Origin of the sequence: Pyxidicoccus sp. MSG2 (assembly GCF_026626705.1) — a bacterium.
In the GTDB taxonomy this organism is placed as follows: Bacteria; Myxococcota; Myxococcia; order Myxococcales; family Myxococcaceae; genus Myxococcus.
In genome coordinates this window covers 12,026,081-12,038,228 of the sequence record NZ_JAPNKC010000001.1, presented here as the reverse complement: position 1 = coordinate 12,038,228, position 12,148 = coordinate 12,026,081, and the positions used below count along the sequence as shown (strand labels likewise).

Genomic DNA, 12,148 nt, shown 5'->3' with positions numbered 1-12,148 from the left:
CCGTTCAGCGGCCTTCGTCCTCCACCACTTCGTCAAGCGCTTCGTCCGTGGGGTAGCGCAGCAGGCTCCGGAGCCCGCTCCGGGGCCAGTACCCCACTGTGAATTGCTCGTCCCCTACCTGAACGCATGCGCCATCCGGAGGACTCGGATGGCTCATCAACCAGGCTTCCGCTGCTTCGCGCGTGGCGAACGATCGGAGGGGAGGCAGGTGCTCGTCGAGGTGCGCCAGGAAATGTGCGAACTCGCGTCCGCAGCCAGCCTCGTGGATGAAGTGCAGGGCCAGCGCGGCAGAGTGCAGTCCCTCGACGTCCGCAGATGATGAACCGAGCACGGCCCGCGCACGATCGAGCGCGTGCCATAGCTGCTCCTGCCCCTCTGTTCCGCTTGGCCTTCTCAAGGCCTCGACAGGAGGGACCCGGAACAATAGGGGTTGGCCACTTGAGCGGGCGTAGCCAAGGGAATACCGCTCACCCACTATCTGCAAAGCGCCTCGTGGTGGAGGCACGAAGTGCGTCTTCAGCCAGGCGTCGAACTCCGCCCGGCTGGAGAACGTTCCGAGAAATGGAAGTGAGGTGCCCCTGAAGGCCGCGAGGTAGTCCTCGAAGTTGTGCCCATGACCATCGAGCAGGAAATAGGAGGCGTGCAAGGCAGGCGCGAGGGCCTCCGCGACCTCTGGAAAGGCGCTGAGCAGTTCCTGGGCCTTGCGGAGGGCGCCCACGCGCCTGTCCAGGTCGTCACGATTCATGCTCACCTCCACCACACAGCGGCGCATCCATGCTGTCCGCCGAGGCCATCAGGGCCAGAGGGGCGAGTACGAGCAGCCCTGCTCCCGCGGAAACGACGACGAAGGCCACCCCTGCGATGACGACTCCGGTTCCCACGAGAAGTTCTGTTCGATGTTCTTTCAGCCACTCAACCGCACCATTCACCGCAGGAAACCGCAGCGCCCGGGCGCCCGTTGCCTCCACGCAGTCCGCGTAGGCGGGCCGGCAATTGTCACGGCAAATCTGATCATGCCTGGGGTGCCCACGTGGGATGTAGTTGTGAGGAGCCGGGAGCTTGCGCCGCATGCAGTTCCGGTGGCATTCGATCAGTTCCTGGTCACAGTCTCGACGGCGGCTACTGGCAAGGACGATGGGCCTTGAGGGCGCACTCCGACGGCCGTAGGTCGGCAGGCTCCGCAGCGCATCCTCGAACTCGGCTGCGGGTCGCCAGGAGTGAACTATCTGGCCATCGGCCCGTTCCTCGATGACCAGGGCCAGACTGGAGAGCTCCTCGGGCGCAGGCAGAAGTGCGGAACGGACACTGCTGCCACAGGAAAGCAGGACGCAGGCTTGAACCAGAAGCACGAGGCTGCGGAACCGAGGAGGCGGGCTCATTCGAAATGAGCCTACTCAGGAAGACCCAACGGCAGAGCCGCAAATCGAGGGCGGCTCGGAGACCTTTCCGGTGCCGCCCTCATTGTGTTCAACCCGTGAGTTGCGCGCTCAGGTCTGCGCGCTCTGTACGCGACGGGACGCCTTCTTCTCCCGCTCACCGAGCGCAGCCTGCAGGTACTTGCCGGCCAGCTTCCGGCCGATGAGCTCCTGGGCAATCTCCCCGGCCTCCACCAGCCGGTCCAGGTTGATGCCCGTCTCCACGCCCATGCCGTGCAGCATGAACACGGCGTCCTCGGTGGCCAGGTTGCCCGCCGCGCCCGGAGCGTAGGGGCACCCACCCAGTCCACCGATGCTCGCGTCGAACGTCGTCACGCCCGCGGACAGTCCCACCAGCGCATTCGCCAGCGCGGTGCCGCGCGTGTCGTGCATGTGCAGCGCGAGCTTCTCCACGGGGATGTGCTTCAGCAGCGCCTCGAGGATTCCCTCGGTCTGCCTCGGCGTCCCCACGCCAATCGTGTCCCCCAGGCTGAGCTGATACAGGCCCGCGTCCACGAGCTGGCGGCAGATGTCCACCACCCGCTCCACCGGGACATGTCCCTCATACGGGCAGCCCCACACGGTGGACAGGTAGCCGCGCACGCGCATGCCCGCCGCGAGCGCCGCCGCCGTCACCTCGCGCGCGCCCGCCAGGGCCTCGGCGATGCTCTTGTTGATGTTCTTCTTCGAGTGCGCCTCGGACGCGGAGATGAAGACCGCTGCCTCCTCCAGGCCCGCGTCCTTCGCGCGCTCCAGTCCCTTGAGGTTGGGCACGAGCGCGGAGAACACCACGCCCTCCCGCCGCCCCACGAGGCGCAGCAACTCCTCCGCGTCCGCGAGCTGCGGAATCCACTTGGGTGACACGAACGACGTCACCTCGATGCGCTTCTCGCCCGCGGAGACCAGCGCGTCGATGAGCCGCGCCTTGTCCCGCGTGGGCAGCGTGCGCAGCTCGTTCTGCAGGCCATCCCGGGGGCCGACCTCGTAGACGTCGACCCGCTTCGGGAGCTGGCCCAGCCAGCCTGTATGCGCTCGGGAATTCTGGTTCGGATCCACTGGACGAGCTCAGCGCTTTCGAAGCGCTGCTCCCACAATCAAATCGGTCGACCGCGATGTCGGTGGCCCACCGTCCAGCCCACCGTGCACCCAGGCCCTGGAAAACCCCGTGCTTTCCAACAGACGTGTCAGTTCCGCAAGGGGATAGTAGCGGATGGCATATGACGCGGTGAGACGCCGACCGGTCGGTAGGGTGAGCGTCCGCTGTCCCTCGTCCCTACCCGTAACCGCGTCGAACCGGCTCTGCTCTTCCAAGATGCTTCCGTCCGGCAGCGTCTGCTGGAACGCCGCCGCCGGTGACTCCACCAATCGCTCGTACGGCACCGTCTGGAACACCAGCCTCCCTCCCGGCCGCAGCACCCGCGCCACCTCGCGCAGGATGTGCACGTGCTCCTCATCCGTGAAGGCGAAGAGTGTCGAGTACCAGGCGTAGGCCCCGGCCACTGAAGCCTCCTGGAACGGCAGTGCCCGGAGGTCGCCCTGCACCGCGGGAAACCCCGGCCGCCGCATGGAAAGCGACAGCGCGTCTAATTCCAGACCGATGACGCGACCGGCCAGGGTGCCACTGGCATTGAGCCGCGCCGCGTGGCGGCCATGGCCGCAGCCCAGGTCCACCACCGGGGCGGGGCCCGGCACGTCCGCGAAGGCGTGAGCGAGGTACTCCACTTCCCGGGCCGTGACGGCCTCCGAGAGGAAGGGCAGCGTGCTGCGAAGGTAGAGCTCTCCGAAGAAGGACACGGGCGTGTGGCTCCTACCTCATTGGGAGTGAGGCCACCTGGAAAGGATACGGCGCCCTGTTCGCGCGCGGGGTTCCATGCCCCCTGCTCCCACTCCCTGGACGTTGGACACGGTGGCGGCATCAGACCCATTGCCCCGGACGGGCATTGCGCCTATGGGATGGACACGGTGCTGCCCTCCGGGGCATGGCGCCTCATCTCTCCGCGAGGACGCAGCATGTCGCAAGTGCCTCCCCCCTCCGACAAGGACTTCCCGCCCCCGTCGCTCGACGCGTGGCGCCGGCTCGTCGAGAAGGACCTGAAGGGCAAGCCCTTCACGTCCCTCCAATCGAGCCTGGAAGGTGGCCTGTCCCTCCAGCCGCTCTACACGCCCCAGGATGCTCCCGTCCCCACGGAGCCTCCGGGCGTGGCCCCCTATGTGCGCGGCACGCAGCCGCTCGGCCACACGGAGGGCGGCTGGACGGTGTGCCAGGAGTACGCCGGCCCCGATGTGTCCTCCACCGCCGAGGTGCTCCGCAATGATCTGGAGCGCGGCGGCCAGGGCGTCTGGCTGCTGCTGGATGCGCCGCACGGCATCGACGTGAAGGACGCGGACTCGCTGCGGCGGCTCCTCGCGCACGTCCCGCTGGAGCGCACGCCCGTGCACCTGGAGCCGGCGCGTGACGTGCTCGCTCCCGCGTCCCTCCTGCTCCAGGTCGCGGACGCGCTGCGTGTTCCGCGCAAGGCGCTGAGCGGCAGCCTGGGCATCGACCCCATCGGCGCCATGGCCCGCGCGGGCACGGCGAAGGTGGACGTGGCCGGGACGCTCGCGAAGGCCGCGCCGCTGGTGACGTCGCTGCTGAAGGAAGCGCCGGGCCTGCGCGCGCTGCTGGTGTCCTCGCGTGCCTGGGCGGACGCTGGCGCCACGCCCGTGCAGGAACTGGCATGGACCATCGCCACCGGCGTGGAGTACCTGCGCGAGCTGGAGCGCGCGGGCGTGTCCCCCGCGGACGCGGCGCGCTCGGTGCAGTTCGCGCTGTCGGTGGGCGGGCAGTTCTTCCCGGAGATTGCCCGGCTGCGCGCGGCGCGGCTGCTCTGGTCCAAGGTCGTCGCCGCCTCCGGTGGTCCGCCCGAGACCCAGGCGATGTCGCTGCACGCGCGCACCGCCACCGGCACCAAGGCGAAGCGCGACCCGTGGGTGAACATCCTGCGCGCCACCGCGGAGTCCTTCGCCGCCGTCGTCGCGGGCGCGGACAGCGTGAGCACCTCTCCCTTCGACGAGCCCCTGGGCACGCCGGACGAGCAGAGCCGGCGGATTGCGCGCAACACGCAGCTCATCCTGCGCGACGAGTCCAGCCTCAACCGCGTCGCGGACCCCGCCGGCGGCAGCTACTACCTGGAACAGCTCACCGGCGAAGTGGCCCGTGCGGCGTGGACGGAGCTGCAGCGCATCGAGTCCCTGGGCGGCATGACGCGCGCGCTCGTCGAGGGTGACGTGGCCCGCGTGCTCGCCGAGACAGTCGCGGCGCGCGACAAGGCCGTGCGCAGCCGGCGACTGCCCATGGTGGGCGTCAGCGAATTCCCCCATCTGAGCGAGGCCCCCGTCCAGCGCGAGCCGCATCCCACGCCCGTGAAGGCCGAAGGCGGCTTCGCGCCGCTGCGTCCCGTTCGCATGGCCGAGGCGTTCGAGTCGCTGCGCGACGCCAGCGACCGGCACCTCGCCCTGTACGGCATGCGCCCGCGCGCCTTCCTGGCGAGCCTGGGCACGGTGGCGGAGCACACCACGCGCTCGATGTGGACCACCAACGCGCTGGCCGTGGGTGGCATCGAGACCGACGAGCACCGCGACTTCACGGACGCGGCCCACGCCGCGGAGGCGTTCGCGAAGACGGGCACCCTGCTCGCGGTCATCTCCGGCCCGGACACGTTGTACCCGGACCAGGTACCCGCGCTCACCCAGGCCCTCAAGGCCCGGGGCGCGCGCACCGTCGTCGTGGCGGGCCGTCCCGGTGACCACGAGGCCGCCTTCCGCGCGGCCGGCGTGGACTTCTTCATCTACGCGGGAGCGGACCTGTTCCAGCTCCTGAAGACGCTGCACCAGCAGCTCGGAGTGGTGGCCTGATGCGCTCCAACGTTCCGGACTTCTCCCGCGTCGCCTTCGACGCCCCAGAGACGCAGCCCGCCCCCGCCGTGCGCGACACGCAGCGCAGCCACGCGAGCGACGCCACCCGCGCCGCCGAGCGCTGGGACACACCCGAGGGCATCCCCGTCAAGCCCGTCTACGCCCCGGAGGATTTGGAGGGCGTGGCGCACCTGGGCTCGCTGCCCGGCCTGCCGCCCTTCGTGCGCGGCCCGTACGCCACGATGTACGTGCAGCAGCCGTGGACGGTGCGCCAGTACGCCGGGTTCTCCACCGCCGAGGCCTCCAACGCCTTCTACCGCCGCAACCTCGCGGCCGGTCAGAAGGGCCTGTCCATCGCGTTCGACCTCGCCACGCACCGGGGCTACGACAGCGACCACCCGCGCGTCTCCGGCGACGTGGGCATGGCGGGCGTGGCCATCGACTCCATCAAGGACATGCGCATCCTGTTCGACCGGATTCCGCTCGACCAGATGTCCGTGTCCATGACGATGAACGGCGCCGTCCTCCCCGTGCTCGCGCTCTACGTCGTGGCGGCCGAGGAACAGGGCGTGCGCCCCGAGCAACTCAGCGGGACCATCCAGAACGACATCCTCAAGGAGTTCATGGTCCGCAACACGTACATCTATCCGCCCGGTCCCTCGATGCGCATCATCGGGGACATCTTCCGCTTCACGGCGGAGCGGATGCCGCGCTTCAACAGCATCAGCATCAGCGGCTACCACATGCAGGAGGCCGGCGCGTCCCAGGACCTGGAGCTGGGCTACACGCTCGCAGACGGTGTGGAGTACGTGCGCGCGGGACTCGCCGCCGGCCTGGACGTGGACGCGTTCGCGCCCCGCCTGTCGTTCTTCTGGGCCATCGGGATGAACTTCTTCATGGAGGTGGCCAAGCTGCGCGCGGCCCGCCTCCTGTGGGCCCGGCTCCTCAAGGACTTCAAGCCCAAGAGCGACAAGAGCCTGGCGCTGCGCACGCACTGCCAGACGTCTGGCTGGAGCCTCACCGCGCAGGACGTCTACAACAACGTCGTGCGCACCTGCGTGGAGGCCATGGCCGCCACCCAGGGCCACACGCAGAGCCTCCACACCAACTCGCTGGACGAGGCGATTGCCCTGCCCACCGACTTCAGCGCGCGCATCGCTCGCAACACCCAGTTGTACCTGCAACTGGAAAGCGGAACGACGCGCGTCATCGACCCGTGGGGCGGCAGCTACTACGTGGAGCGCCTCACCCACGAGCTGGCGCACAAGGCCTGGGCGCACATCCAGGAAGTGGAAGCGCTGGGCGGCATGACGAAGGCGATTGAAGCCGGCCTGCCCAAGCTGCGCATCGAAGAGGCCGCGGCGCGCACGCAAGCGCGCATCGACTCCGGGCGCCAGGCCATCATCGGCGTGAACAAGTACCCGCCCGAGCGTGAGGACCGCATCGACATCCTCAAGGTGGACAACTCCGCGGTGCGCGAGTCCCAGGTGGCCCGCCTGCGCGAGCTGCGCGCCGAGCGCAACGCGGACGACGTCCGCCGCCGCCTGGACGCGCTCACCGAGGCGGGCCGGCGCAACGAGGGCAACCTCCTGGCGCTCGCCATCGACGCGGCGCGCGCCAAGGCCACCGTGGGAGAAATCAGCGACGCGCTCGAGAAGGTCTACGGGCGCTACGAGGCCACCGTGCGAACCATCTCCGGGGTGTACTCGGCCGAGGCAGGCTCCGCGAGCGGCATCGCCGAGGCGCGGGCGAAGGCGGATGCCTTCCTGGCGCGCTTCGGCCGCCGGCCTCGCATCCTCATCGCGAAGATGGGGCAGGACGGGCATGACCGCGGCCAGAAGGTCATCGCCACCGCCTTCGCAGACCTGGGCTTCGACGTGGACATCGGTCCCCTCTTCCAGACGCCCGACGAGTCCGCGCGCCAGGCGGTGGAGAACGACGTCCACATCGTGGGCGCCAGCTCGCTCGCCGCGGGACATCTCACGCTGGTGCCGGAGCTGAAGCAGGCCCTGGCGAAGCTGGGTCGCGAGGACATCATGGTGGTGGTGGGCGGCGTGATTCCGCCCCAGGACTACGATGCGCTGCGCGCCGCGGGCGCCGCCGCCATCTTCGGCCCTGGCACCGTCATCGCGAAGGCGGCCCTGGAGCTGCTCGACAAGCTCGCCGCCGAGCTGGAGGCGGCGTGAAGCTGCTGCCCGCGGCCACCTACGTGGACGGCGTCCGCGCCGGAGACCGCGCCGTGCTCGCGCGCGCCATCACCCTGGTGGAGAGCGAGCACCCGCGTCACGCGGCGCTCGCGCAGGAGGTGCTCACGCACCTGCTGCCCCACACGGGGAACAGCCAGCGCGTGGGCATCAGCGGCGTGCCGGGCGCGGGCAAGAGCACCTTCATCGACGCGCTGGGCATGCACCTCGTGGGCAAGGGCCACCGCGTGGCGGTGCTCGCCATCGACCCGTCGAGCAGCATCTCCGGCGGCAGCATCCTGGGTGACAAGACGCGCATGGCCCGCCTGTCGCGCGAGAGCGCGGCGTACATCCGCCCCAGCCCGTCCAGCGGGACGCTCGGCGGTGTGGCGCGCAAGACTCGCGAGACGCTCCTGCTGTGCGAGGCCGCGGGCTTCGACGTGGTGCTGGTGGAGACGGTGGGCGTGGGCCAGTCGGAGACGGTGGTCTCCGAGTTGGTCGACTTCTACCTGGTGCTGATGCTCGCGGGCGCGGGCGACGAATTACAGGGCATCAAGCGCGGCATCCTCGAAGTCGCGGACATGGTCGCCATCAACAAGGCGGACGGCGACAACGCGCCCCGCGCCGAGCGGGCCCGCGCCGAGTACCGCGCCGCCCTGCACCTCATGCGGCCGGGCGCGGAGCCGGTCGTCACCACGTGCAGCGCGCTGGAGGGCACCGGCATCGAGAAGCTGTGGGACTCCGTCGTGGAGCGCGTCTCCCGGCGCGTCGCGTCGGGTGAGTTGGCGCGCCGCCGCCAGGAGCAGCAGGTGGGCTGGATGTGGGCCATGGTGCAGGACGGCCTGCGGGCGGCCCTGCGGGCGCACCCCGAGGTGTCCGCCCTCGTGCCCTCGCTGGAAACAGATGTGCGCGAAGGCCGTGCGACGCCGACCTCCGCCGCACTGCGGGTGCTAGGCGCCTTCCTGCCACGAATGCCGGCCTGACGGCCCGCGTCGTACGGCGAGCACGCGCAACTTCAATCGCTTGCCGGTCCCGCACCGCACTTTTAGTGTACGCGCGTGCGACACGCCCAGCCGACCACGCCGACCCCTCCGCAGCCCTACAAGCCCAGCCACCACGTCCGCATCGTCACGGCCGCCAGCCTGTTCGACGGCCATGACGCGGCCATCAACGTCATGCGCCGCCTCATGCAGGCGTCGGGTGCCGAGGTCATCCACCTGGGCCACAACCGCTCCGTGGCGGAGATCGTCGACTGCGCCATCCAGGAGGACGCCCAGGGCATCGCCATCACCTCCTACCAGGGCGGGCACGTCGAGTTCTTCAAGTACATGATCGACCTGCTCCGTCAGCGCGGCGCGAACATCAAGGTGTTCGGCGGCGGTGGCGGCACCATCCTCCCCACGGAGATCGACGAGCTCCACAAGTACGGCGTCACGCGCATCTACTCGCCGGACGACGGCCGGGCCATGGGCCTGCAGGGGATGATCGACGACCTCATCTCCAAGTGCGACTTCGAGAAGCGCCCCGCGGACTTCCAGCCGCTGGTGGCCCGGCCCCTGCCCCGCCAGCCGGACCGCATCGCGTCGCTCATCACCATCGCGGAGAACTTCGCGGACGCGGGTGAGGAGCTGCGCAAGGCCATGGCGGAGGCCCACGTGGACGCCCCCCGGGTGCCCGTGCTCGGCATCACCGGCACCGGCGGCGCGGGCAAGTCCAGCCTCGTGGACGAGCTGGTGCGCCGCTTCCTGGCGGACTTCCCGGACAAGACGCTCGCCGTGCTCTCCGTGGACCCGTCCAAGCGCAAGTCCGGCGGCGCGCTCCTGGGTGACCGCATCCGCATGAACGCCATCGACAACTCGCGCGTGTACATGCGCTCGATGGCCACGCGGCAGAGCAACCTCGCCCTTTCGCGGCACGTGGCCCACTCCATCGAGGTCTGCAAGGCGGCGGGCTTCGACCTCATCATCGTGGAGACGTCCGGCATCGGGCAGTCGGACACCGAAATCACCGAGCACTCGGACGTGTCGCTCTACGTGATGACGGCCGAGTACGGCGCGGCGACGCAGCTCGAGAAGATCGACATGCTCGACTTCGCGGACGTCATCGCCATCAACAAGTTCGACAAGCGAGGCTCGTTGGACGCGCTGCGCGACGTGCGCAAGCAGTGGAAGCGCAACCACATCGCCTTCAACGTGTCCGACGACGCGGTGCCCGTGCACGGCACCATTGCCTCGCAGTTCAACGACCCGGGCATGAATCAGCTCTACCGCGCCATCATGGACGCGGTGGTGAAGAAGACCGGCGCGCCGCTCCAGTCCCACTTCGCACTCACGCCCGGCATGAGCGAGAAGAAGTGGATCATCCCGCCCGAGCGCACCCGCTACCTCGCGGAGATCGTCGAGGCCTGCGAGTCCTACGACGGCTTCGTGCGCGCGCAGGCCGCCATCGCCCGGCGCATGTACCAGCTCCACGGCACCATCCAGGCCCTGCGCGCCAACGTGGGCAAGAAGCACCTGGAGATCGTCGAGCCGAAGGACGCCTCCGACGTGGTGCAGGTGACGGAGCGCGTGGAGGGCGAGCCCGCGTACCTGAGCGAACTGGTGGCGCTGTACCAGGACCTGGAGGGCCGCCTGCACCCGGACTGCCGACGCCTGCTGGCGGAGTGGCCGGCGACGAAGCGGCGCTACGCGGCGGCGAAGTACCAGTACCAGGTGCGCGACAAGGTCATCGAGCTGGACCTGTACACCGAGTCCCTCTCGCACCTGCGCATCCCGAAGATTGCCCTGCCCCGCTACGAGGACTGGGGTGACATCCTCACGTGGCTGCTGCGGGAGAACGCGCCGGGCGCCTTCCCGTTCACCTCGGGCGTCTTCCCGCTCAAGCGCGAGGGCGAGGACCCCGCGCGCATGTTCGCGGGCGAGGGCGGCCCGGAGCGCACCAACAAGCGCTTCCACTACGTGTCGCGCGGCCTGCCGGCGAAGCGCCTGTCCACCGCGTTCGACTCGGTGACGCTGTACGGCGAGGACCCGGACCACCGGCCGGACATCTACGGCAAGGTGGGCAACTCGGGCGTGTCGATTGCGAACGTGGACGACGCGAAGAAGCTCTACTCGGGCTTCGACCTGGCGGACCCGTCCACGTCGGTGTCGATGACCATCAACGGCCCGGCGCCCATGCTGTTGGGCTTCTTCCTCAACGCCGCCGTGGACCAGCAGTGCGAGAAGTGGATTCGCGAGCAGGGCCAGGTGGACGCGGTGGAGAAGAAGATCGACGCGATCTACCGCGAGCGCGGCGTGCCCCGCCCGCGCTACCAGGGCGAGTTGCCCGCGGGCAATGACGGGCTGGGCCTGCTGCTCCTGGGCGTGTCCGGCGACGAGGTGTTGCCGAAGGACGTCTACGAGAAGATCCGCGCGAAGACGCTCCAGCAGGTGCGCGGCACGGTGCAGGCGGACATCCTCAAGGAGGACCAGGCGCAGAACACCTGCATCTTCTCCACCGAGTTCGCCCTGCGCGTCATGGGCGACATCCAGCAGTACTTCATCGACCAGAAGGTGCGGAACTTCTACTCGGTGAGCATCTCCGGCTACCACATCGCGGAGGCCGGGGCGAACCCCATCTCCCAGCTCGCCTTCACGCTGGCCAACGGCTTCACCTTCGTCGAGTACTACCTTTCGCGAGGGATGCACATCGACGACTTCGCGCCCAACCTGTCGTTCTTCTTCTCCAACGGCATGGACCCCGAGTACGCGGTGCTCGGGCGCGTGGCGCGGCGCATCTGGGCCAAGGCCATCCGGGACAAGTACGGCGGCAATGACCGCTCGCAGAAGCTGAAGTACCACATCCAGACGTCCGGCCGTTCGCTGCACGCGCAGGAGATCGCGTTCAACGACATCCGCACCACGCTGCAGGCGCTGCTGGCACTGAATGACAACTGCAACTCCCTGCACACCAACGCGTATGACGAGGCGATTACCACGCCCACCGAGGAGAGCGTGCGGCGGGCCCTCGCCATCCAGTTGGTCATCAACAAGGAGTTCGGCCTGTCGAAGAACGAGAACCCCAACCAGGGTGCGTTCATCATCGAAGAGCTGACGGACCTGGTGGAGGCGGCGGTGCTGGCGGAGTTCCGCGCCATCTCCGAGCGCGGCGGCGTGCTGGGTGCCATGGAGCGCATGTACCAGCGCTCGAAGATTCAAGAGGAGTCGCTCTACTACGAGACGCTGAAGCACGACGGGACGCTGCCCATCGTCGGGGTGAACACCTTCCTGGACCCGAAGGGCTCGCCCACCATCACCCCTCCGGAGGTGATTCGCGCGACGAAGGAGGAGAAGGACTACTCCATCACCGCGCGTGACGCGTTCTGGAAGCGCAACGCGGCGACGGCGCCCCAGGCGCTGGAGGCCGTGCGCCGCGCCGCGCTGGACAACGGCAACGTGTTCGCCGCGCTGATGGACGCGTGCAAGGTGTGCACGCTGGGTCAGCTCTCCCGCGCGTTGTACGAGGTGGGCGGCCAGTACCGGCGCAACATGTAGCGCGCCGGACCGTGGCGGGGCGGAGGGGTGTTCCCGTCCCCTCCCCTCGCAAGGCCCGCGGCGTTGATGCCGTTGCGCAGCGCCGCAGCACCAGCTTCGCACGCAGGCGGCACCACGGCCTGGC

7 protein-coding genes are annotated in these 12,148 nt (G+C 69.1%); 4 read left to right on the top strand and 3 right to left on the bottom strand.

The features are described from left to right. Nucleotides 1-4 precede the first annotated feature (4 nt). From OV427_RS45995 to OV427_RS45985, 3 genes are all read right to left on the bottom strand, one after another. Nucleotides 5-745, bottom strand: a complete 741-nt coding sequence (locus OV427_RS45995) for a hypothetical protein (RefSeq protein ID WP_267862589.1) — start codon at nucleotides 743-745, stop codon at nucleotides 5-7. Between the two features lie 742 nt (nucleotides 746-1,487). Further along, entirely contained in the window at nucleotides 1,488-2,471 is a 984-nt protein-coding gene (locus OV427_RS45990; RefSeq protein WP_267862588.1) for a hydroxymethylglutaryl-CoA lyase, read from the bottom strand. Nucleotides 2,472-2,480: 9 nt separating this feature from the next. Continuing rightward, a complete protein-coding gene (locus tag OV427_RS45985) occupies nucleotides 2,481-3,209 on the bottom strand; it encodes a class I SAM-dependent methyltransferase (RefSeq protein WP_267862587.1) in 729 nt (242 codons plus the stop codon). A gap of 216 nt (nucleotides 3,210-3,425) precedes the next feature. Here OV427_RS45985 and OV427_RS45980 point away from each other — a divergent pair, with 216 nt between their 5' ends. From OV427_RS45980 to OV427_RS45965, 4 genes are all read left to right on the top strand, one after another. Beyond that, nucleotides 3,426-5,309, top strand: a complete 1,884-nt coding sequence (locus OV427_RS45980) for a methylmalonyl-CoA mutase family protein (RefSeq protein ID WP_267862586.1) — start codon at nucleotides 3,426-3,428, stop codon at nucleotides 5,307-5,309. Next, nucleotides 5,309-7,495 (top strand): methylmalonyl-CoA mutase, encoded by a 2,187-nt coding sequence (scpA, locus tag OV427_RS45975; RefSeq protein WP_267862585.1) that lies wholly within the window; start codon nucleotides 5,309-5,311, stop codon nucleotides 7,493-7,495. The genes OV427_RS45980 and scpA overlap by 1 nt, the downstream gene beginning before the upstream one ends. After that, nucleotides 7,492-8,475 carry a methylmalonyl Co-A mutase-associated GTPase MeaB gene (gene meaB, locus OV427_RS45970; protein ID WP_267862584.1) on the top strand — a complete coding sequence of 328 codons (984 nt, stop codon included), beginning with the start codon at nucleotides 7,492-7,494 and terminating at the stop codon, nucleotides 8,473-8,475. The genes scpA and meaB overlap by 4 nt, the downstream gene beginning before the upstream one ends. 75 nt (nucleotides 8,476-8,550) lie before the next feature. After that, complete coding sequence (locus OV427_RS45965) at nucleotides 8,551-12,024, top strand: methylmalonyl-CoA mutase family protein (RefSeq protein ID WP_267862583.1); 3,474 nt, start codon at nucleotides 8,551-8,553, stop codon at nucleotides 12,022-12,024. Nucleotides 12,025-12,148 lie beyond the last annotated feature (124 nt).